The following is a 24,899-nucleotide window of genomic DNA, read 5'->3' as shown; positions in this document are numbered from 1 at the left end:
TTATTGTCCATTACGACAAATCCTACCTTCTAAAGCCAAACCCTACCACTTCTTTAATGGCTTTTACTTCCTTCTTTAATTTTAGACATCAAGCGAAATTCTAAACAAAATTAAAGTATGGATACACAAAAAGACCTTTCGTATTTCAGATTACGATTACAAGAATTATTAAACACCAGCTTCCCCGAAAAAGCAAACGACCAAAAATTCATAAACCAGCGTTCATCTTGGGCTACCAATGCCTATGAAGGTGCTTTTCAATCGGGAAATGATATTGAAAAATGTAACGAAATAGCTAATTATATCCTTTTCGGCGGTTTACATTTTTCCAAGTCCGATACCGTATTTCAGGTGGTTTGTAATGAGTTCGACACCCTAATGGCAGATGAAGAATTGCGACCATTTGCTTTAAAAATGTTCCGTGTTTGTGAACCTATTTTCTCCAACTATGAACTAACTGATGACTTCGCTTATGGTTATGAGTACGACCAGCTCTACACCGAAATAACCGGAACCGTCGCAATATGGATAGTCGAAAATGGGCTTCAGTAAAAAGCAACATCTCCAACAAAACATTGATGCCCTGCGAATTGCTTTTAAACTGGAAAAGGAGAAACAACAAGCAACCGTAGGCGAAAGACTGCTAATGATGCGATACAGCGGATTTGGCGGTCTTAAATTCGTTTTGAACCCTATAGAAAATGAAATAGACATCAATAATTGGCGAAAAAATGAACACGATTTATTTCCACTTACACAGGAGCTCCACCAACTATTAAAAGAAAATTCCGAAGACGAAAAGCAATACCGCAGGTATGTGGACAGTATGAAAAGCTCGGTGTTGACGGCTTTTTATACACCGCCACAGGTTATAGATGCAATTTCTTCAACATTAAGTGATAGCGGTTTGAACATTCAAAAATTCCTTGAACCTTCCGCAGGTATCGGCTCTTTCATACAATCCTTTTCCGAAAACCAGCAACCCAATGTAACTGCTTATGAAAAGGATTTGCTTACAGGAAAGATTTTAAAACAGCTTTATCCACAAAGCAATATCCGTGTAAGTGGTTTTGAGGAAATACCCGAAAAGGAACAAAATACTTATGATGTAATTGCAAGTAATATCCCTTTTGGCGATACTTCCATATTTGATCTTTCGTATTCCCGAAGTAAGGACGAAGCAAAAATACAGGCATCCCGAAGCATCCACAATTATTTTTTTTTAAAAGGAACGGATATGTTACGTGACGGAGGCTTGTTGGCATTTGTTACCTCGCAGGGTATTCTAAATAGCCCAAAAAACGAACCGATACGCAGGGCGTTGATGCAGAATAGTAGTCTGGTTTCGGTTGTTAGATTGCCAAATAATCTGTTTACTGAATATGCAGGTACAGAAGTTGGAAGCGACCTGATTATCCTGCAAAAAAATACGGCAAAACAAAGTCTGACCGAAGTGGAAGAACTGTTTTGCCAAAGTAATACAACAGAATATAATACACCAAACAATGCTTTTTTTCAGGATAGCACAAGAATTGTTCATACAGATAGAAAATTAGACACCGACCCTTATGGTAAACCAGCCTTAATTTATACGCATAAAGATGGCGTTACCGGAATTACCAAAGACCTTAAAAAAATGCTTTCAGAAGATTTTGAAAATCATCTGAATTTGAGTTTATACAAAGGTGAGCCGAACATACAAATTCCAATTACAACAATTATTACAGCTCCCATTTTAGAGCCTATAACGATTAAACCAATACCTGTAACAATTCAGGAAAATCCAAAGGAATTAAAACAATTAAGCATTTTCGACTTGTTTGAAAATGTAAACGAACCAGTAGCGGTTATTGCTCCACCAAAAAAAGGTACTCAAACTCAAAGGCAAACTTCCACGAAGCGAAGAGCCAATATTGTTCGCCAAGCAGACTTGTTTAGTTCGGCGATACAGCCACCTTATATCCCTCCAATTTCAAATGGAAATACCAATGGAAATACTTCAACTGTCAGCAAAAAAGAGGAAGTTATCGGCGACCTGTTTTCGGGCTTAAACGGAAATGGTCAGGCTCAAAAGCAAACCGTTGTCAGTACCATTCCCGAACCTGCTTTATACAGCAAAGGATTACAATCATTTCATCGAAGTGATTGTCTTGTTGTAGATAATGGTTGGGTTGGTCATTTGCATGATGTTGATAAAAATGGAGCAACGGCAATGTTCCATCCCTTGCAATTACCATCATTGCAGAAAGGAAGAGCCGAAGCCTACATTTCAGTAAGAGATAGCTATCTCGATTTGTATCTAAAGGAAGCCGAAAAGCAAAACGAACATACAGTAGAAAGGAAAACGCTGAATAATTTGTATGATGTTTTTGTAAAAAGATATGGCAACCTGAACAGTGCCGAAAATATCAAATTGATTAAAACAGACAGTGCAGGGAAAGAAATTCCTTATCTGGAACGTGTAGTTGGTGGTGTGGTGCATAAGGCGGATATATTCAGTCGTCCCGTTACTTTCTCTACTACCCTTTTAGCAATTTCCAATCCCGATGAGGCTTTAGCATCATCACTGAACAAATACGGCAAGGTGGATTTGGATTATATGTCCGAAATCAGCAGTATGCCTGCCGATGATTTGAAAGAAGCCCTACACGGTCGTATTTTCTATAATCCTTTACAAAAGGAATATGATATAGCCGAACGATGGATTGCTGGAAATATAGTAGAGAAATCTGAAGAGGTCAAAGCCTATCTTGAAAGTAGTCCCGATGATGCAGAAGCCAAAGTAAGTCTTACGGTTTTGGAAGAAGCCAAACCAAGACGCATTGAGTTTGAAGAACTGGATTTCAATCTCGGCGAACGCTGGATACCCACAGGGATTTATGCCCGTTTTGCTTCGCACTTGTTTGATACGGAAGTCAATATCCATTATTCCGAAAGTTCGGATGATTTTTCGGTAAAGTGCAACCAAAAGAATGTGCATATATGGGATAAATATGCCGTAAAATCAGAGAGTAGAACCTTTGATGGGATTGCTTTGCTGAAACACGCACTCGTAAATACCACACCAGACATTACCAAAAAAATCAAGGTTGGTGACCAAGAAGTCAAGGTCAGGGATATGGAAGCCGTACAGGTGGCGAATACCAAGATTGACGAAATTCGTACTGCTTTTACCGATTGGCTTCACGCTCAAAACGATGAATTTAAAAACAGGTTGACCGACCAATATAACAACACTTTCAACTGTTTTGTACGACCGAATTATGATGGAAGCCATCAGGAATTTCCGGGTTTGGATAGAAAATCATTAGGTATTGAAGACTTGTATTCGAGCCAGAAAGATACTGTTTGGATGATAAAGCTGAACAACGGTGCTATTTGCGACCACGAAGTTGGTGCTGGAAAAACATTGGTAATGTGTACAGCTTCACAAGAAATGAAGCGTTTAGGTTTTGCACACAAACCGATGATTATCGGGCTAAAAAGTAACGTTCACGAAATTGCAGAAGCTTACAGAACCGCCTATCCACACGCAAAAATTCTCTATCCTGGCAAAGAAGATTTTACGCCCAAAAAACGCTTGCGGATTTTCGGGGATATTAAAAACAACGATTGGGATTGTGTGATATTAACCCACGACCAGTTCGGTATGATACCGCAATCGCCCGAAATGCAAAAGGAAATTCTCGAAATTGAATTAGACAGTGTAGAGCGAAATCTCGATGCTCTAAAATCAGAAGGCAGTGAAGTTACCAGAGGGATGCTTGCTGGTGCCATCAAACGTAAAGAAAACCTTGAGGTAAAACTGAAAACCCTGCAACACGATATTGATAACAGAAAGGATGATGTAGTGGACTTCAAAATGATGGGCATCGACCATTTGTTTGTGGACGAAAGCCATCAATTCAAAAATTTGATGTTCAACACACGCCACACAAGGGTTGCAGGATTGGGAAATGTAGATGGAAGCCAAAAAGCAATGAACCTGCTTTTTGCAATTCGAACCATTCAAGACAAAATACAAGCGGATATGGGTGTGACTTTCCTTTCCGGAACAACAATCAGTAATTCACTTACGGAATTGTACCTTTTGTTCAAATACCTGAGACCAAGAGCGTTGGAAAAGCAAGGAATTAACTGTTTCGATGCGTGGTCTGCTATTTATGCAAGAAAAACTACGGATTATGAATTCTCGGTTGCCAACAATATTGTAGCAAAAGAACGTTTCCGATACTTTATTAAAGTGCCAGAATTGGCACAATTCTACTCTGAAATTACAGATTATAGAACGGCAAAAGATATTGGCATTGACCGCCCTGAAAAGAACGAAATACTGTATAACATTCCACCAACGCCCGACCAGACAGCATTTATCCAAAATCTGATGGATTTTGCAAAATCGGGTAATGCGACTTTGCTGGGAAGAGCTCCTTTATCGCAACGAGAAGAAAAAGCAAAAATGCTTATCGCTACCGACTATGCCCGAAAAATGTCTTTAGATATGCGAATGGTTGGCGGTAGATATGATGACCATCCCGACAATAAAGCATCCCATTGTGCGACAAACATTGCGAAATATTACAACAAATTCAATGCACAAAAAGGTACACAGTTTATCTTTTCCGATCTCGGCACCTACAAGCCTGGCGAATGGAATGTATATTCTGAAATAAAACGCAAACTTGTGGAAAATCACGGTATTCCGGCACACGAAGTCCGTTTTATACAGGAAGCCAAAAACGATAACCAGCGTAAAGGACTTATCAAGGATATGAACGAGGGTAAAATTCGTGTGATTTTCGGTTCTACAAGTATGCTTGGAACTGGCGTGAATGCACAGAAAAAAGCCGTTGCAGTTCATCATTTAGATACGCCTTGGCGACCAAGCGACCTTACCCAAAGGGATGGAAGAGCAATACGAAAGGGTAATGAAATTGCCAAGCATTTCGCAAACAATAAAGTGGATGTAATTATTTATGCAACAGAAAAATCGTTGGATAGCTATAAGTTCAATCTCTTGTACAACAAGCAACTTTTTATAGACCAGCTTAAAACTAATAACCTCGGCAAACGTACCATTGATGAAGGAAGTATGGACGAAAAATCGGGAATGAATTTTTCGGAATATGTGGCTATTCTTTCGGGTAATACCGACCTTTTGGATAAAGCGAAAATTGAAAAACAAGTTGCAGGACTGGAAAGCGAAAAACAGGCTTTCAACCGCTCTAAAGTCAGTTCTAAATACAAATTGGAGGATGTTACTTCTATGTTGGAAAGCGCTCAATCACGATTGGAACGGATGAGCCTCGACTGGAATAATCTGCAACAACGCATACAGAAAAATTCGGACAATACTATTGCAAACCCTATTTTATTAGATGGTTTATCGCCCTATGCGGATATGAAACAAATTGGTGTAAAACTCAACCAGATTGCAGACAAATCCCGTACAGGAGGTCAGTATGAAGAAATAGGTACTTTATATGGATTTACGTTGTTGGTTAAAACCGAAATATCCGAAAAAGAGGGCGTGGATATAAGAGTAAATCGTTTTTTGGTGCAGGGCGAAGGCAATATCAAATACACTTATAATAATGGTATCATTGCCAACGATGCAAAATTGGCATCTATGAACTTTCTCAATGCATTGGAAAAACTCCCTGGCTATATTGAGCAGGAACAAAAGAAAATTACGGAACTGAAAAAAGATTTACCGATACTTCAGGAAATAGTTAAAGGTACGTGGACAAAGGAAAATAGGTTAAGCGAATTGAAAACAGAATTGGCTTCTATCGATAGAAAAATACAGTTGTCCATTACAACAGAACCCAAAGAAGAACCTGCGGAACAAACCGAAAAACAGAAAGAAGTTGCATCGGTTTCAGAAAATAGAGTACACACGAAAGGTATTCATTTACCAAGAGGTGTATTATAATAGTGTCAGCTACATTTCATCCTGTTCGTCCATTTTCTTAATCAATGCATCTCGGAGGCTGTCAAGGAATTTTGTTCGGTTTATCTTCCGGGATTTAAGTTCCATGAACGTATGATAGAAATCACCTAAGTCAATATTAAAGGTTCTTTCAAAAGTTTTGGAGATAAGCTTTATGTCAACATTTCCGTTTTCAAATACGCCTAGTGAATATAATGCGTAAATCAATTCGGTTAATGCTGTTTTGTTACCAGTCCAGTTTAAAGGAGATTCATGAGAAATCTTATTATAGTTTTTAGTATTCAATTGGTTTTCAATGTAAACTTGTATCAAATCATTAGCTACGATTTTAGCTACTTTATAATCGTGGGATGTAGAGAAGCTTTGGTCAGTTTCAAAATAAATTGTGTCCAACCATAGTTTTATATCGTGTTTGCCACGAACAAAAAATCTTTCGTCAAGAAAGGAGTTATTACTGCGGTAATATTTATAAAAATCAATGTTATTGTCAAAGAACCCTTTGAGTTTTTTTAGTTCTTTGTTAAGATATTTTCTGACTGGTTTTGCTCCATAAGGCTTTTTCGCCTCAATTTTATATATGGCATTGTAGTAAATAAGTTTTGAAACAATAATAGGCTTCTGATGTTTGAAAAAGTGGATTTCTTCCCCAATATTCTTAAATCCTCTGTTTAGAACATATTTCTTTACTTCCGACAAACATTTTAGAATGATACCTATAACGGCTTCTATCCGTTGTATAGAGTGATCGGTTTCAATCTCCAAATCGTTGATTTCTGTTTCCAGCTTGTGTAGTGTTTCTGTATAAAATTTGTTCATCTGGCTATTTTGAAGTCTATATTTGAGTTAGTGAAAAAAAATAAACTGTGTAATTTGTAGGCTATATCACATCTAATGATTTTTTTTGAAATTATTATAGAGCCTATTTGCAATAGCTTAGCTTCTTCCATAATCGGTTAAAAGATTTCAGGAATGTTTATTAGAACAATTCCTGAACACTCTTTTTTTATTTCTATTATCTCCTATTCTTCTAAGATAAAGGCAACTATAGATATAGGGATTTACTTCGCTAACTTCAATATTCTGTAAGCTCCCCTTGCTACAATTACAAATACAATAGCCCCAATAATCAAATCTGGATAACTTGAATTGAGCCAATTAACTAAAAGACCAGCAACAATAACTCCCGAATTGATAATGACATCATTTGATGTGAATATCATCGAAGCCTGCATATGCGCTTCTTTACTTTTGTTCTTTTGTAAAAGATAAAGGCAAAATACGTTTGCAATCAATGCTAAAACAGAAACGACAATCATTGTCTTGAAATCGGGCATAGCTTCAATTCCCATAAAACGCCTGATCACTTCAACGAAACCTATAATAGCCAGTAAGACTTGGAAGTATCCTGCAAATCTGGCGATGTTATTTTTTAGGGTGATTGTTCCCCCCACAGCTATTAAAGCCAATGCGTAAACGGCACTGTCCGCAAGCATATCCAAGCTATCGGCTATCAATCCCATTGAGCCTGAAAAAATACCGAACAACATTTCCAGTCCAAAAAACAGGAAGTTGATAATCAACACGATCCAAAGTAATTTCCGTTGCTTGTTGCTTGTATCTGTTTCAACAACAAAATTGCTTTTTTCAGTTGAAACCAATGTCGTATTTAGGTTCAGTGTTCCCAAAGCCAAAAAAATCGGCTCTGGGTTTCCATTGTGATAAACGTCCAATTTTCTATTGGCTATATCAAATTCCAATCCTTTTACCGTATCAAAGTCTTGCAGTTTCATACGGATTAATTGCTCCTCGCTTGGGCAATCCATTTTAGTTATATTGAATATGGTTTTTTCCATTTGTTTTAAAGCTTGAATTTTATTCCTCCGTTAATCACAAATCCGTCCAAAGGTGCATAAATGTCTTTAAAAACCGGATTGGTTATTGTTCCTGTATAAATGCTACCAAAGCGTGTTTGTCGGGTGTCAAGGAAGTTTTCAAAGTTGATGTACAGAGAAAATCTTTCCCAAATCTTTTCAGCCATAAATCCGGTAATAAAGTAACCTTCGCCCGTAGTTCCATTATTCAGTTTTTGAGGACTGAAGTAATAGGCTTCCAGACCAACTTTCCATTTGTCTTCTATTTCATACATCAGGATGGAATTAATGCGGTGTTTTGGCGTTAAAGGACTTTCTACAGTCGTTCCATTTTGGTTTAATCGAGCATCTGTATAAGTGTATCCCAAAAATAATTTCAAATCATCGTAACCAATTTTAATATTGGTTTCTGTTCCTTTGGTATGGATGTAGCCCGGAGAATTAACGAACTGATACAGATTTGCCGAAGGATTTTCAAGTAACAAGGGATTATCCAAATAGGTGTAAAAGAATAATTGGTTTATGCTAAATGACCAATCTTCTCCAATATAGGTGCGGTAATTGATGTCTGCATTTGCTCCATAACTTTTTTCCAATTTATTGGTCTTGTCGTCAATAGGCATTACATTTTGATATTGTATGCGTTCACTTTCTTCCGTAAAAATGGTAGGTGTTTTATAGCCAAATCCACCTCCAATACGTGAAGTCAATCCGTTTGCAATCTTAAACAATGCCGATACTCTTGGTAAAAATACAGCTCCGTAATCTATCACGTAATCCGTTCTTAAACCTGCTTCTAATTGAAGCCAATCAGTAGCCTTAAAAGAATTTTGAACGAAAGCTCCGAATGTGTTTTGGCTGTAATCCCTCAACGGAAATGCAGTAATCTGCTTTTCTTTAAAATTGTCCGTCCAAATATTGACCCCTGCTACCCATTCCGATTTTTCTGTACTGTTGGTGTAGTTGGCTTCGGTAAAACTTGCGGTTTGTGTTCCCTCAAACTGATAGCTTGGAATGGTTGTATTTCGATTAAAATAACTCACGCTATTTTTAATTTGAAAAGAACTTTTTTCATTAATTAAGTGGTCGAAAACAAATTGAGTGGAATAGCGTTGTGTTTTATTTTCCTCAAAATATTGGTTTGTATTATCTCCGTTTCCTTTGATGTAAAGCATATCACCTCCCAAACGGTTTTCGATAGTTGTATTGACACCGAAATTCATTTTTGTTTTATCATTGAAATAAACAAACAATTTAGGGTTCAGTACAAAACGTTCAAATTTTGGAATGGCAGAAAAACCAATTTTTGCAGGGTCGTAAGCTCCGTTTCTATTATGCGAAGCAAATATAGTTGTTCCGATTTTCTTAAACTTTTGTCCGTAAAAACCGTTGATGTCTAAACCTCCGCCTGATGTTCCGTTTAAATGAAAACGCAAATCCCTTTCTTCCGTTGGTGTCTTGGAAATCAGGTTTACCAAACCTGCTATTGCTCCACCACCATACAGCGTAGATGTAGAACCTTTGATAACTTCAACCTGCTTTAAGTCAAGCGGTGGAATTTGCAACAAACCTAATCCGCTTGAAGCACCCGAAAAAATAGGGAAGCCGTCTTTCAAGATTTGCGTATATCTTCCGTCAAGTCCTTGAATACGGATACTTGCATTGGCACTGGTAGGCGAAGTGGTTTGTACGTGAATACCTGTACTTTCCGCCAAAAGCATACGAATATCTCCTGGTTTCATATTACCTTTTTCGCCCAATTCTTCACTTCCGATAAATTCAATACGAGTAGGAATATTTTGTATGCTCCTTGTACTTCTTGTAGAAGATATAACCACTTCATCCAACTCCTCTGAACTTTCTTTGAGTAAGATTTCAATAACGCTGGTGTCCTTTAATGGAAATCCCAGTGTATCAATACGTTCATAAAAGCCTACGTAACTAAAATGTATTTCCTGTACACCGTCAGGAACATTTACTATTATGATTTGACCGTTTTCGTTTGATGTAGCAGCAAGCGAGGTCCCTTTTATAGATGCTGTCACACCAATCAAAGGATTTTTGTTTTCACTGTTTCTAACAACAGCATTAAATGTGTTTTGTGCAAAGACACAGAGATTTAGTGTCATAAAAAATGACATAAAGAGTATTTTTTTCATTATATGAAAAATTATTAATGTTTAAAAAATAAGAATTGACGGTTTGTAGCACCGCAATTTGTTATTGTGCCGAAGACACTAAAAACATTAATTAATCTTAGGCGGTTGCCAAATGGAAGAGAGGAAGTCTGAAACAGCTGAGGCAGTTATTACACTTAATTTATTTTCAGGTTGTTGGGCAGAATTTGTTGTTAAAGCATAAAAAGAGGTAATTACAAATCCGGTACAGGTATTGCATTTAGAAAAAGGCGAGCAACATTCCATACCGCAACCGTCGCTATCTTCTTCCTGACTATTTGTTGTTTGATGTACGAGGTCAAAACATTTATCTTCCATAAAGCCTGGCAAGGTCGATAAGACCAAGACCATTAATGCCAATATGGATGATAAATGTTTCATTTCCCAAAGATATTGAAAACTACGTTACAAACTACTACCCCTGTTATCATTACTACCCATTTTGTATAAAACCAACTATTCTTTAAAATTTCATTCGTTGTATTCGTACCGCATTCAGGATAGCCAATAACGCAACGCCTACATCGGCAAAGACTGCTTCCCACATCGTAGCCAAACCTCCGGCACCCAATATTAATACAATGCCTTTGACCACAAATGCCAACGTAATATTTTGCCAAACGATTTTTTTGGTTTGCTTACCGATATTGATTGCCATCGGTATTTTGCTCGGTTTGTCGTCCTGTATTACTACATCTGCGGTTTCAATAGTAGCATCACTACCTAAACCCCCCATTGCAATACCTACATCGCTCAATGCTACCACAGGAGCATCGTTCACACCATCGCCTACAAATGCTACGGTTTCGTTTTTGGATTTGATTTCTTTTACTTTATTTACTTTATCTTCAGGTAGTAAATCGCCAAAGGCATTATAAATTCCTAATTTATCTGCAACAAATTTTACTACGGTGCTTTTATCTCCGCTCAACATTGTGGTTTTTACTCCTAATGCTTTTAACTTGTCAATAGTTAGCTGTGCATCTTCCTTTATACTGTCGGCAATGGTAATGTAACCTGCAAATTTTCCATCGTAAGCAATGGCAATTAAGGTATAAACAATTGTGGTTGGGTCTAAATCATAATTGATGTTGAATTTATCCATCAATTTAAAATTTCCTACCAATAATTCTTTTCCATTTACATTGGCTTTCAAACCGTGGCCTGCAATTTCTTCTGTATTTTCTAACTTTATCGAGCTATCAATTTCACCTACATATTTATGGATAGCGGTAGCAACCGGATGTGTACTTTGACTTTCTAAAGCATTTACCATTTTCAGGATTTCCTCTTTATTAAATTCCGGTTTTAATACCACTTCTTGTACCTTGAAAACGCCCTCGGTCATTGTACCCGTTTTGTCCATCACTACGTTTTTAATATCGGCAATGGCATCTAAAAAGTTGCTTCCTTTAAACAAAATTCCATTTTTGGAAGCTGCTCCAATTCCACCAAAATAACCCAAAGGAATACTGATAACCAAAGCACAAGGACAAGAAATAACCAAAAATACCAATGCTCTGTACAACCACTGACTAAATACATAATCGCTCACAAAAAAATAAGGAATTATGGTAATTAGCACTGCCAACAATACAACAATCGGTGTGTATATTTTTGCGAATTTTCGAATGAATAATTCTGTTGGTGCTTTTTGTGCAGTGGCATTTTGTACCAATTCCAAAATTTTAGAAAGTTTGCTATCAGTATAAGCAGTCGTTACTTTTACCTGTGCAACGGTCGTTAAATTTATCATTCCCGCCAATACGGTTTCACCTTTGGTTTTGGTGTCGGGCTTACTTTCTCCTGTTAGTGCTGCTGTATTGAATGAAGCGGTTTCGGATAATAATTCTCCATCTAGTCCTAATTTTTCTCCGGGTTTTAATTGAATTATATTGCCAATACTTGCGGTTTCTGCTTTTATGGTTTTAGCTTGATTATTTTCTAAAATAGTTACTTCATCTGGTCTTTGATCGAGCAACGTTTTAATGTTAGCTTTCGCTCTTGTTACAGCTAAGGTTTGGAATACTTCGCCAACGGCATAAAACAACATTACAGCAACACCTTCCGGATATTCGCCAATGGCAAAAGCTCCGATGGTGGCAATACTCATCAATAAAAATTCTGAAAACACATCGCCTTTTCTGATGCTTTCAGATGCTTCTTTAATGACGGGTAATCCAACAGGTGCATACGCTACCACATACCACACAATTCTTACCCAACCTGTAAACCAAGATTGAGGAAGCCAATTATCGAAAGTTATGGCTATCATCAATAACACAAAACTGATGATAGCAGGTAAAAACATTTGAAAGGTAGATTTATCGGTGCTTCCGTGGTTATGACCGTCATCATCGGTGTGTTCGTGGTTGTGTCCATCATCGTCGTGATGTTTTTCTAATAGCATTTTAGCATCGGCATCGGTATATATTTTTTCTTCTTGAGGTGTGCAACAAAGCTGTTTGCCTTGTGCATCATATTTATGTTTGTGTTCCATTATAGTAATCTTTTAGTAGTTTGTTTATAGGATAAATATTCTTGTCCGTGTTGTTTTTCTAAAAATTTTTCTTCCAATCTTATCTGAATTTGGATAACGATGTAAGTGGATAGCATCAGGAAAAATGTAATTGCATTGGGCAGTATGAAAAATATTCCGGTAACGCTGACTATCATTCCTAAGAATATCGGGTTTCGGCTATAAGAATATAAGCCTTTTGTTATTAATTCGGTTTTATTGTTTTCATCTATACCAATACGCCAACTGTTGCTCATTTGATATTGAGCTACCGAAATCCAGAGTAGTGAAAGATGTATCAAGATTAATCCAACTGTCATAAACACTTCTTTCATTAAATAAGAAATGGGTACTAGATACTGATATGCTTTATCGCTGAATGAATAAATGAATACCGCTATAAAAAGCAAGGCTATCAATACTTTCATTACAAAACCGATGTAATCGTGTGCGTTATCCGTTTTGCCAAATGTTATCGGATTGATGCCTGTTTGCTTATAGGTGCGGTATGACGGTAGCACAAAAGCTACCATCATATACAACACCAAATACAAAGGCAAATAAAAATTTAGCCAAATCATAGTTTCTTTTTTTAGTGTTCGTGACCACCAGTATTGCTCAATTTTGCGTTTACAAAAAAGGCTCCTTTTACCACAATTTTTGCATTTGCAGGAATTTCGTTTACAAAGGTTACAGCGGTATAACCCATATCAGATACACCTTTCAGCACTTCTACTTTTTCAAAATTCTTACTGGACTTATCTTCCTTATGTTCTTCTTCACTCTCTTTATGGCTTCCTTCTTTTTCGCCTTCTTCGTGATGCTCTTCTGCTTTTTTATCGGTTTGCACAAAAACATAGTATTTGCCATCAGCATTTACAATAGCATCATTGGGTACAGCAGGAGTAGTTACGTTGTTAAGGCTTACAATGGCAGTAACATTCATTCCGTCTATAAGTCCTGTTTTATTGCCTTGTACCACGGCGTGAGTGGCAATTGTTTTGCTTTCGTTTTCAAAAGATGAGCCTATTGCAAATATTTTAGCATTATAGTCTTCTACTGCATTGTTGGTTATTCTAAAATGAATAGTTTGCCCTACTTTGAGCATCGGCATATCTTTTTCAAAAACATTCAAATCCAAATGCAAGGAACTGTTATCTACAATTTCAATAACAGGAGAAGATACATCTACATAGCTTCCTATTTTAGCGGAAACCTTACTAACCGTACCATTCAAAGGACTGATTACAACCAATGCTGATTTTAGATTACCATTTGAAACAGAGCCTGGATTGATGCCCATTAATTGTATCTGTTGTTGCAAAGATGCTCTTCTGGTACGTAAACTATTGAGTTCGGCTGTGGCACTTTGTAGATTTTTTTTCGCTCCTGCATTGCCTTCGAAAAGTTCTTTTTGCCTTGATAATTCTTGTTCTGCAAAAGTAATTCTGCTGGCAGTACTCAAATATTCTTCCTGCAATTGTATAAACTGCGGATTGGCAATAGTGGCTATTACTTGTCCTTTTTTTACATAATCTCCAATTTGTACGTTCAGTGTTTTTATTACACCACCATACAAAGAAGTTGCGTTGGCTTTGTTGTTATTGGGAACTTTCAGCAAACCATTTGCTCGGATGGTTGCCGTTAATTCTTTTTGCTCTATTACGCCTAATTGTATGCCTACCGTTTTTATTTGTTCTTCAGTTAGTGTGGCAATGGTTGGTGCTTCTTCCTCGTGAGGAGCTTCAGCTTTTTCGGTTGCTGCTGCTTCTGTAGATTGACCTTCGTTTTGCTTATCGTTTTTACAAGCCGAAAAGCTAAATATTAAAACAACTATCGTTGCTATAAACGTGATTTTATTTATATTGAATTTCATTTTTTCTTATTGATTGATGAATGAATAAATAGTGATTACAGATTGGTTTACCTGCTGAATACTTTTGAGGTAATTCAGCTGAATATCGGTGGCAGTTTGCAGCGCAAAAAGATATTCTACATAACTGATTTCGCCTGTTCTGTAACCCAATTGTGCTGCTGATACAATTTCCTTGGCATTTGGCAATGCTTCTTTCTCAAAATAATTGAACTGCTGTAGGTCTTGCTGGTATTGTTGCAAGGCATTTTGCATTTGCGTAGCCAATGTTTTTTGCTGTTGCTGTGCATTGGCTTCGGCTGCTTGTTTTCTGTAATCTAAAGATTTTATTCTGGCTTTGGTAGCACCATAAGTGATGGGAATAGCAATACCAATGTTTACAGAACTAAATCGGTTTCCGCCATTGAAAAATTGTTCGTCTCCGTTTACATTTTGAAAACCAATTAAAGACTGATTGACGTAACCAATGGTGAAATCGGGCAAACCTTGCGAACGTTCTACCTTTTTGGTTTGCTCGGCAATAATGGCATCCTGATACAAAGATTGAATGGCAGGATGATTTTCTACGACTTCATTATCCAACAAATTACTGATTTGTAGAGGCTGAAATATTCCGTTTTCTGCAATGGTAAAATCGTCTTTTGTGTTCATCAATGTTTTCAGATTGGCAACAGCATTGGATAAGAACACTCCATTTTGTTTTAGCAATAAATTGATTTCGCCTTTCTTAGCTTCCGCTGTGCTGATGTCCACTTTTTTGGTGTCGCCAGTTTTATAACGAAGCTGGGCTATTTTAATAAAATCGTTGTACAAACTATCCAATTGCTGTAACTGTTTTTCATTGTGTTGCAAGTACAAAATTTGATAATAATAAGTACGTACTTGATTTTTTAACTCCAATACAGTAAGGTTTTTTTGCAATTCTTTACCTTTTATTTCGGCATTAATCAGTTGCTTTTTAGCTCCGAATAATGATGGAAACGGAATGGTTTGTGACACCTGAAAAGACTGGTCGAATTTGGTACTGTTGTACTGTCCCAACTGTGCATTAAAATCAAGTTTTGGTAATTCTCCGGCAGTTTTTTTCAAAGCTTTGCTGGCATCAATTTCTAAATCTGAAGCTTTTAAGGTTTGATTATTTTGAAGTGCAATATTTATCGCATCGTCAACGTTAGTTAAACTTTTTGTCTGTGCATTTGCTGTAAAGCCTACCATTGATAAAAGCAATACAATTATGGTTACAATGGGTTTCACTTGTGGCTTTCTTTTTAATTTAATTTTTGAATTGAAAATGATATAGAGTAATGGCAGTACAAATAGGGTAAGGAATGTTGCTGTAACTAATCCGCCAATTACTACCGTGGCTAAAGGCTTTTGTACTTCTGCACCAGCACTACTGCTTAATGCCATTGGTAAAAAACCTAAACTGGCTACAGTTGCTGTCATCAATACTGGTCGCAGTCGGATTTTAGTTCCTTCTATTACTCGTTTGAAAACATCTTTTACACCTTCTTTTTCTAATTGGTTGAAAGTGCCTATCAATACAATTCCGTTGAGAACTGCCACACCAAACAAAGCAATAAATCCAATTCCTGCACTGATGCTGAACGGCATACCACGAAGTAATAAAGCCAATATACCACCGATCGCACTCATTGGGATAGCTGTAAATATTAAGCCTGCCTGTTTAAAGGAACGGAACGTGAAATAGAGCAATACAAAAATCAATAACAAAGAAACCGGAACGGCTATCATTAATCGGTTACTGGCTTCCTGCAAGTTTTCAAATTGACCGCCATACGTGAAATAGTAGCCCGGTGGTAATTTTACCTGTGTATTTAATTTTTGCTGAATTTCTTCTACCACACTTTGTACATCCCTGTCTGCAACGTTGAACCCGATTACAATTCTACGTTTTCCTGCTTCACGGCTTATCTGTGCCGGTCCTAATTTGTAATCAATAGTTGCTACTTGCGAAAGCGGAATTTGATTACCAGTTGAAGTTGGTATCATCAAATTGTTTACATCTTCGATACTGTTACGGTAAACACTATCCAACCGAACTACCAGTTCAAATCTTCTTTCGTTTTCATATACTACACCAGCACTTTTTCCTGCAAATGCAGTGCTTACTACATTGTTTACATCTTCTACCGTTATCCCATAATTGGCTAAACGTGTACGGTCGTATTCTATATTTATTTGCGGTAAACCACTCACACGTTCTACTTGTGGAGATGTAGCACCTTCTACTGTTTGTATAACCTTACTAACCTTATCAGCATTCAAGGCAAGCGTATCTAAATTTTCTCCAAATATTTTTACTGCTACATCTTGCCTAATACCTGTCATTAATTCATTGAAACGCATTTGTATCGGCTGGTTTTTTTCAAAGAACACACCAGGTATTGCCTCTAATTTTTCATTAATTGCATCCGCCAATTCATCATAATTTCTACCACTTTTCCATTCGCTTTGAGGCTTTAGCAATATCATCATATCAGTAGCTTCGGGTGGCATTGGATCCGTTGGCACTTCTGCCGCTCCAGTTTTACCTACTACCATTTTTACTTCATCAAATTCTTTAATAATTCTTGAAGCTTGCATAGAGGTTTCTATACTCTGGCTCAATGAACTGCCTTGTGGTAAAATACAATGGAAGGCAAAATCTCCTTCCTGTAATTGTGGTATAAATTCGCCACCCATTCTGCTAAATAAGAAAAGACTAAAAACAAATATACCAACGGTAATTCCTACTAGCCAATATTTTATTTTGATGGCTTTTTCTAATAATGGTTGATACATTTTTTGCAACCAATTCATCATTTTATCCGAAATGGTTTCTTTGAGCATCGGCTTTTTAGATAAGAACAAAGCGCACATCATCGGGATATATGTTAAAGATAATATCAATGCTCCGAATATTGCAAAACCTACTGTTTGTGCCATTGGACGGAACATTTTACCTTCTACACCTACCAATGTAAGAATAGGAATGTAAACTATAAGGATAATGATTTCACCAAAGGCTGCACTATTACGAATTTTGGAAGCTGAGGTAAATACTTCATTATCCATTTCTTGCTGTGTGAGCCTTTGTGTAGATTTCCTTAAACCTAAATGATGCAATGTGGCTTCTACAATAATTACCGCACCATCTACAATTAATCCAAAATCTATTGCTCCCAAACTCATTAAATTGGCACTTACGCCAAACACATTCATTAAAGCCAATGCAAACAACATCGCCAAAGGAATAGCGGATGCTACAATCAATCCTGCCCTAAAATTCCCTAAAAAAAGCACCAATACAAAAATGACAATCAGTGCGCCTTCTATCAGGTTCTTTTCAACGGTACTCATAGCTCTGTCAACCAAATCTGTACGGTCTAAATAGGGTTCAATAATTATATCTTCGGGTAAGGATTTTTGAATAATAGGCAATTTTTCTTTGATGCGATTTACAACCTCATTGCTGTTCTCGCCTTTCAACATCATTACCACACCGCCAACTGCATCTACTTCGCCGTTGTAGGTCATTGCTCCGTATCGTACAGCACTTCCAAAACGAACATCTGCCACATCTTTAATAAAAATAGGAATACTGCCGCCATCATTTTTTACACTGATATTTTTTACATCATCCAATGAAGTTACCAAACCTATACCTCGGATGAAATAAGCGTTTGGTTTTTTGTCGATATATGCACCACCAGTATTTTGATTGTTTTTTTCTAATGCGGTAAAAATGTCGGTAACACTTACCCCCATAGCTTTTAAGCGATTGGGATTTACTGCTACTTCATATTGTTTCAGTTCGCCACCAAAACTATTTACTTCGGCAATTCCGGGAGTTCCATATAATTGTCTTGCTACAATCCAATCCTGCATTGTGCGTAGGTCTTTTGCATTGTATTTTTTTTCACTGCCTTTTTTCGGATGGATGATGTATTGATAGACTTCTCCCAATCCGGTACTTACTGGTGCAAGTTCTGGCTTGCCAATACCTTTAGGTATATTTTCCTCTGCTTCTTTTAGTTTTTCATTGATAAGCTGACGGGCAAAATAAATGTCTACTTTATCTTTAAATACTACTGTAATTACCGATAAGCCAAATCTTGAAATACTCCTTGTTTCTTCTATATCTGGAATATTGGCAATGCTTTGCTCAATAGGGAAGGTTACTAATTGTTCTACTTCTTGCCCTGCCAATGTAGGGCAAACCGTAATTATTTGCACCTGATTATTAGTAATATCGGGTACGGCATCAATGGGTAGTTTTGTGGCACTCCACACTCCCCAAATGATGAGTAACAAGGTCATTATCCCAATGACGAGCTTGTTCTGAATACTAAATTTTATAATGTTATCTAACACGTGTATCTGTTTAATTTTTTGATAAATAAATTATTGCCTCTTGCCATAAGAAGCCAACAGATAATCAAATAACTATCGGATGAAGTGGATTATGCCTGTAATTATTTCTATAAACAAACATTCATAGAAAATACATAACACGAACAGGCTAGCAGTACCGTAAAGCCAATAAAAGGCATACAATTACTGAGGCTTGCAACAAACCATCAATAGCATTAAGAAAATCTGAAAAAATTAAACAGTAAATTTAGGAGGATGCCAAATACTTCCTGAGTAGAAGGAAATTAAAGTAAAATCACGAAGTGTAATTTTTTTAACAACAAGAGTGGGTTTAGGTTGCTTGATTTCAAAAGGTTTGAAATGGTAAGTAGCAATACTTATACTACAACAATTGCAATAACAAAAAGGACTGCAATTGTCATCGCTATCTTGGTTGTGGTCGTGAGATTGAACGGTTTCAATTTTAGGAATGGTATCCTCACACTGATTGCTTCCATCGCTACAAGGCAATGAAAAAAGTACCATCAGGTAAAAAGTCCATATTGTGATTATCCATCTCATTTATAGTGCAAATATAGAAAAATAAACTTTGCAATCGGATTGCAAAGTTTCATAGTATTTTAGTTGCATCTGTCACACCGTCCTTTAAGTACCAAATTGACACCTTCTAATTTAAAATTTAGTGGAATATTGATGTTTGGAATTTCGGTATCGGTAAGACAAAAAGTTCGCTGGCACTGGGAGCAATGAAAATGCGTATGCTGTTCTGAAGGTTTGCAATTGCAACCCGATTGACAAAGTGCATATTTTACAACTCCTGTTCCGTCGTCAATAGTATGGATAAGTTTGTGCTCTAAAAAAGTTTTCAGCGTTCTAAATAGCGTAACATTATCTGCATTTTCAAACTGTTCTGCTAATTCCTTATGACTGATGGCATATTGCAGTTTCAACAATTTTTCTATTACCAACAAACGCATTGCTGTGGGTTTAATATTTCTTTGTTGTAAAATATTTTCTTCATTTTTCATAATGATCAATTTCTATTGCCATTTACTCCAAAATCGAGAGGCTATGTTAAAATGGGTGTTCAAACTAACGGTTTTGCTATTTAATCTACAATATAATTTCTTATTAATACGAATTAAGGGTTGGGTCTTAATAGTTATGGTTTTGCAATATTTAATTTTTTGTAATAAACCGCAAATTAATTGATGGTTTTAACCCTTAATTCGTATTATATACACTGTTTACTAATAATTCAGTGCGAGCCCCACTCCAAAACCCATATCGCTATCGTAATGTGTACGGATGCCAATGTTTTTGTTGATGATGTACTTTAGGTCTGCCATATATTCCATATCAGTATTAACCATAAATCCTGCTCTTATTCTTTTGGAAATTGGAATATCTTCCCGCATTAATGACAAACGAACAATTCCATCATGATATACTTCTGCCTGAAAGTTTACCAACATTGGCAAAGTATACATAAAACCTAAACTAAAGGCTCTGCGGGTATCTTTTTCGTTTTTCTGTCCGAATAAATTTGTTTCGTGTTCATCCATTCCCATTTTTCGGTATCGCCAATCAAAACCAATAAACGGCATAAACCATTGCATTTTCCCAATGTATCTTCCTAAATGAGTTTCTACTTCATAACCATGCATATCATTATAGCCTAAACGCCATTCTGTACCTAAAGACCATCTTGAGTTCTGGAGCATTGCATCACCATCATTACCATTAGTTGCAAAATCATTCTGCGCCATAAAGTGCGGCATATTGCTTTCTCTCTGCAACTTGTTATAGGCTTGTTTTTTGTTGGGTAAATTCGGATTTTGATAATCATCTACTGCAAAAACCCTGTTCATTCCCGACATCATATGATATAAGATATGACAGTGGAAAAACCAATCTCCTTCTTCGTTTGCTAAAAACTCAATGGTATCCGTTTCCATTGGCATTATATCTAAGACATTTTTAAGTGGTGATTTTTCGCCTTTGCCGTTGATTACCCTGAAATCAAAACCATGCAAATGCATTGGGTGGCGCATCATTGAGTTATTATGAATGGTAATTCGTAGAATTTCTCCTTTTTTTACAGGTATTTTATCAACTTCTGAAAGTATTTTATTATCCATACTCCACACATAACGGTTCATATTTCCGGTAAGAGTAAATTTCAATTCTTTTACTGGCGCATCTTTAGGAAGTGAGGTATTGGAAGGAGATTGTAGCATTGCATAATTCAGCGTTTTGATTTCTCCCAAAGCATTTGCATTGTAACGGTTGGGATCATTTTCCATATTCATATTGTGTTGGCTGTGGTCTTCTTTCTGCTTACTATCTCCTGTGATTTCGGGATACATTACCACATTCATATCCATTTGGTTCAAGCTCATTTTCATTCCCATATCGTCCAAATCGCCGTTCATCTTCATCATATCATTCATCATTTTCATCCCTTCAAAATATTTCAATTTTGGAAGTGGTGAAATGAGCTGTTTGATGCCATTACCTACAAAATAGCTTGCTGACTGTGTTCTGTCTTCGGTAGTTGCTAAAAATTCATAGGCAACACCATCTTCAGGAATGGTTACCACCACATCATAAGTTTCAGAAACTGCAATAATTAATCTATCAACTTCTACAGGCTCTACATCATTACCATCATTGGCTACTACGGTGATTTTTCCGCCTGCATACCTCAACCAAAAATAAGAAGAAGCACCACCGTTTGATACTCGTAACCGTACTTTATCGCCTGCTTTTAACGTTTTGCCATCAACCGTTTTTAAATCAGTAGAATGATTTCCGTTGATTAAAATTTTGTCATAATAAACATCGCTTACATCCATTGCCAACATACGCTTCCATTCGTTCTTAATTTTTGTTTTGAAATGACCTTCTTTGATAGCTTCTGCATAAGATTGTGTCGCATTTTTTTTAATCGCTGCCCAATCATTGGCATTATGCAACATACGGTTGATGTTATCGGGATTAAGGTTTGTCCATTCACTTAAAATAATAGGAATGGTAGGTAGATCATCAATTCCTTTTCTAAAAGATTTATCATCATCCTTTTTCTTCATTACGAAACTTCCATACATCCCAATTTGCTCCTGCAAACCAGAATGGGAGTGATACCAGTGCGTTCCGTGTTGGATAATAGGAAAACGATAGGTATATGTTGTACCTGCCTCAATCGGTTTTTGTGTAAGCCAGGGCACTCCATCTTCCTTATTGGGCAAGAACACACCGTGCCAATGCAATGATGTACTTTCTTTTAATTGGTTGTGTACTACAATTTCGGCAGTATCTCCCTCCGTAAATGTTAGGGTAGGCATTGGTATTTGACCATTTACAGCAATGGCTCTTTTTTCTTTGTCTGCATAGTTTACAAGTGTGTCTTTTACATAAAGGTCATAACGGACTACCTTTTGTGCAAAAAGAGATTGCGAACACAACAGTATGAAAACTGCCTGTAGCAATCTGATAGTAATATTTCTGGGTATATTCATTTTAATATTTTTATTAATGAAACTTATTCCTGCTTTTTTAACCAATTGGTTAATACTTTGATTTGCTCATCATTCAGTTTTGCCTTTTTATGCATTATTGTATATGATGATAAGGGCATTTGTTTAGTCTCGATTTGTTCTTTAATTGAGTTTAATAATCTTTCCTGCTTCCTATTTGAATATGTACCCCATTCGTTGAAATTCAAATCCTCTTTTGCGTTTTTGATGTGATTTTCAATTAATGCTCTCATAGGTTGCACATAGTCATACCAAACATAATTAGTATTGTTACTATGACAATCGTAGCAAGAGGTTTGAAACATCGCTTTTACTTGAACAGGCATTTTATAGGCTTGGGTAAAATCGGTTGTGTAAACCTGCCCTTTATCTACATTAAGGGCAGGCTGATAAAATTGTATTCCAATAAAAATAAACAGCACTATTGTCAATATTATCTTTAATACTTTCTTCATTTTAGAACTCTTTTTTTACAGAGCCACAGGTAAGCATTTTACCGCCATAGTAAGGGTTTTTGATAGCTTTAGCTTCGCTAATCCAAACCGCACCTTTACCATCGTTATACATTGGACAATGGTCTTGATATAATTTTTGTGTAGTTCCAAATAATACTATAAGATCGGAAACATCTTTGCTTAATGATGCTAAATGTTCTCTTTGATGGTCTATTTTGCCTGCATTATCACCAATGTGTTCTGCATTTTCCTTAGCATTTTCAGCTATCTCCATATATTCTTTATGTTTGTTGGCAGGAATGGATTTCATATTTACATTGTTTAAAGTTGTAAATAATTGCTTCCCTGCATTAGCAGCTGCTTGGTCGTTATCTGAGACAAGTGCATTTTTTAAAGTCAAATAATCCTTAATTATAGGTGCGATAGTAAACTTTTGAGCTTGCTTCACATCGGATTTTTCTGCCTCTTGAGAAGACGTATCCGTTGAAGTAACAGTTGCTACCGTATCATTGTGTGTAGGTGATTGTAACTCCGGAATTGCAGCAATTGTTGTGCTATCATTAGCTTGCTGGTCGCTATTTTTATTTGAAGATTGATTGCAGGAAATTGTTACCGCTGCAACTGTTACTAATGTAATGATTGAGAAAATTATATTTTTCATTTTATTCATTTTTGATATTATTGAAGAAATTTATCTTATTTATTTGTTTTCAAATTCATTTAGCTTATGCTTCATAAATTCGATTTCTTGTGCCTGTGTTTCCAGTATGTTTTTTTGTAACTGTATCAATTCGGGGTCGGTAAGCTTAGCCTTTTCAGACATCAATACTGCTGCTGCGTGATGTGGTATCATACCTTTTACAAACTCCTTATCGCCCACAAATAATTGCTCCCGAATACCAAACCAACAAAAGATGCCAATCGCAAAGGAAACCGTTATGATTGCCCAATTGATTTTTTTGTTTTGATACATTCCTTTCATTATCCATAATTCAATTACCAACATTGCCGAAACCATTAGTAGGGTCATATATAAATTATTGATGTTGGGGATAAGGTTCTGCAAACCGTCAATCATAGCATACATAATAAAATACATAGCTACAAACATTGCAACAGCCATTACAGCAAAACGTTTGTACATTGCTAAAGAATGATTGGGGTTATTTTCTTCACTCTTTTGGGTATGTTGCATTCCGTGTTGGTTTTTCATACTTTCCATAACAATAGCGTTTTATTTGTTATTTAATAGTTTCCTGCACACTACCGCAGGTAAGCATTTTAGAACCGTAATATGGGTTTTTAACCACTTCTTCCTTACTTAACCAGTTTGCACCTTTCCCATTATTGTACATAGGGCAATGCAGATAATAAACAGGTGCTTCTTGTTTTGATACCTTAGTTAATTCATACATATTCTTAGAAAGCAAAGCGAAAGTTTCTCTTTGTTTTGCCACATCTTTGGTTGTAGCAATTTTTTCAGCATTTGCTGTTAAATCCTTCATCACTTCCATCCAAACGTTATGTTCCTTGGTAGAAAGTTTTGTCATTTCTACCGCTTTAATGGCTTTTACCAATTCAGCGGCTTTTGCAGATGAGATACCTGCATCAGTTTTTACTAACGCATCTTTAACCGAAAAGTAGTTCTCGAAAACGGTTTTTAATTGCGGTACATTTTGCGTTTCAGTGGTGTTTTTTTGAGCCATATCGCTTTGGTTATGGTTGGCGTGTTCATTTTTCATATCCATACCTGCATCTTTGGTTTTTGCAACTGGTTTTAGTTCCCTTTTATACTGGCAACAGTCGGATAATTTTGCATATACATCATCTGGAGCCAAAAATTTCTCGCTGTCATAACCTGCCAAAGCAATACGTTTCAGTATTTCATCCTGATTTGTTTTTTTATCATCGTATTTAAGTGTAGCCATTTTGGTGTCTTTATTCCATTCTACTGTGGCTACATTTTTTAAATTTCCTGCTTTTTCGATGGTTGTTTTACACATTTCGCAGTTGCCATATATTTTTACGGTTTCTGTTTTTGCATTTTTGATTTGTGCAAAACTGTTTACAGCTGATAGTAATACGGTGATTACCATCAATATTTTTGATATTGATTTCATTTTTATTTTTTTTTAT

General features: G+C 36.5%; 17 protein-coding genes. 2 read left to right on the top strand and 15 right to left on the bottom strand.

What is annotated here, in order from left to right; translation table 11 throughout:
- The first annotated feature begins 117 nt into the window (after positions 1 to 117).
- Both E0F98_RS06740 and E0F98_RS06735 read left to right on the top strand, forming a co-directional pair.
- A complete protein-coding gene (locus E0F98_RS06740) occupies positions 118 to 552 on the top strand; it encodes a DUF1896 domain-containing protein (RefSeq protein WP_132109838.1) in 435 nt (144 codons plus the stop codon).
- Entirely contained in the window at positions 539 to 5,935 is a 5,397-nt protein-coding gene (locus E0F98_RS06735) for an N-6 DNA methylase (protein ID WP_132109837.1), read from the top strand. Before E0F98_RS06740 ends, E0F98_RS06735 begins: the two co-directional genes overlap by 14 nt.
- A 9-nt stretch (positions 5,936 to 5,944) precedes the next feature.
- Here the strand turns inward: E0F98_RS06735 and E0F98_RS06730 are convergent, their stop codons facing one another.
- The 15 genes from E0F98_RS06730 to E0F98_RS06660 all read right to left on the bottom strand — a co-directional run bounded on the left by E0F98_RS06730 (position 5,945) and on the right by E0F98_RS06660 (position 24,883).
- On the bottom strand, positions 5,945 to 6,769 hold the full coding sequence (locus E0F98_RS06730) for an RteC domain-containing protein (RefSeq protein ID WP_132109836.1): 825 nt from the start codon (positions 6,767 to 6,769) through the stop codon (positions 5,945 to 5,947).
- Positions 6,770 to 7,011: 242 nt separating this feature from the next.
- On the bottom strand, positions 7,012 to 7,806 hold the full coding sequence (locus E0F98_RS06725) for a cation transporter (protein ID WP_132109835.1): 795 nt from the start codon (positions 7,804 to 7,806) through the stop codon (positions 7,012 to 7,014).
- Positions 7,807 to 7,811: 5 nt separating this feature from the next.
- Entirely contained in the window at positions 7,812 to 9,983 is a 2,172-nt protein-coding gene (locus tag E0F98_RS06720) for a TonB-dependent receptor (RefSeq protein WP_132109834.1), read from the bottom strand.
- An 87-nt stretch (positions 9,984 to 10,070) separates the two neighbouring features.
- Positions 10,071 to 10,382, bottom strand: coding sequence for a hypothetical protein (locus E0F98_RS06715; protein WP_132109833.1), 312 nt, complete (start codon positions 10,380 to 10,382; stop codon positions 10,071 to 10,073).
- A gap of 82 nt (positions 10,383 to 10,464) precedes the next feature.
- Positions 10,465 to 12,501: a heavy metal translocating P-type ATPase gene (locus tag E0F98_RS06710; protein WP_113667147.1), complete on the bottom strand. Its 2,037-nt coding sequence runs from the start codon at positions 12,499 to 12,501 to the stop codon at positions 10,465 to 10,467.
- Positions 12,501 to 13,100 carry a methyltransferase family protein gene (locus E0F98_RS06705; protein ID WP_113667146.1) on the bottom strand — a complete coding sequence of 200 codons (600 nt, stop codon included), beginning with the start codon at positions 13,098 to 13,100 and terminating at the stop codon, positions 12,501 to 12,503. The genes E0F98_RS06710 and E0F98_RS06705 overlap by 1 nt, the downstream gene beginning before the upstream one ends.
- 11 nt (positions 13,101 to 13,111) lie before the next feature.
- Positions 13,112 to 14,395: an efflux RND transporter periplasmic adaptor subunit gene (locus E0F98_RS06700; RefSeq protein ID WP_113667145.1), complete on the bottom strand. Its 1,284-nt coding sequence runs from the start codon at positions 14,393 to 14,395 to the stop codon at positions 13,112 to 13,114.
- A gap of 6 nt (positions 14,396 to 14,401) precedes the next feature.
- Entirely contained in the window at positions 14,402 to 18,769 is a 4,368-nt protein-coding gene (locus tag E0F98_RS06695) for a CusA/CzcA family heavy metal efflux RND transporter (protein WP_113667144.1), read from the bottom strand.
- Between the two features lie 234 nt (positions 18,770 to 19,003).
- A complete protein-coding gene (locus E0F98_RS06690; protein ID WP_129752546.1) occupies positions 19,004 to 19,330 on the bottom strand; it encodes a DUF6660 family protein in 327 nt (108 codons plus the stop codon).
- A gap of 59 nt (positions 19,331 to 19,389) precedes the next feature.
- Positions 19,390 to 19,797 (bottom strand): Fur family transcriptional regulator, encoded by a 408-nt coding sequence (locus E0F98_RS06685; RefSeq protein ID WP_132109832.1) that lies wholly within the window; start codon positions 19,795 to 19,797, stop codon positions 19,390 to 19,392.
- Positions 19,798 to 20,019: 222 nt separating this feature from the next.
- Positions 20,020 to 22,290, bottom strand: coding sequence for a multicopper oxidase family protein (locus E0F98_RS06680; protein WP_074590864.1), 2,271 nt, complete (start codon positions 22,288 to 22,290; stop codon positions 20,020 to 20,022).
- Positions 22,291 to 22,313: 23 nt separating this feature from the next.
- On the bottom strand, positions 22,314 to 22,763 hold the full coding sequence (locus tag E0F98_RS06675; protein WP_132109831.1) for a heme-binding domain-containing protein: 450 nt from the start codon (positions 22,761 to 22,763) through the stop codon (positions 22,314 to 22,316).
- Between the two features lies 1 nt (position 22,764).
- Positions 22,765 to 23,424 carry a DUF3347 domain-containing protein gene (locus E0F98_RS06670; RefSeq protein ID WP_132109830.1) on the bottom strand — a complete coding sequence of 220 codons (660 nt, stop codon included), beginning with the start codon at positions 23,422 to 23,424 and terminating at the stop codon, positions 22,765 to 22,767.
- A 39-nt stretch (positions 23,425 to 23,463) separates the two neighbouring features.
- A complete protein-coding gene (locus E0F98_RS06665; RefSeq protein ID WP_113667140.1) occupies positions 23,464 to 23,985 on the bottom strand; it encodes a DUF305 domain-containing protein in 522 nt (173 codons plus the stop codon).
- 19 nt (positions 23,986 to 24,004) lie between these two features.
- Entirely contained in the window at positions 24,005 to 24,883 is an 879-nt protein-coding gene (locus E0F98_RS06660) for a DUF3347 domain-containing protein (RefSeq protein ID WP_092908326.1), read from the bottom strand.
- Between the last annotated feature and the right edge of the window lie 16 nt (positions 24,884 to 24,899).

Origin of the sequence: Flavobacterium hiemivividum (genome assembly GCF_004349145.1) — a bacterium.
GTDB lineage: Bacteria > Bacteroidota > Bacteroidia > Flavobacteriales > Flavobacteriaceae > Flavobacterium > Flavobacterium hiemivividum.
This window is presented reverse-complemented; position numbering and strand designations above follow the sequence as displayed.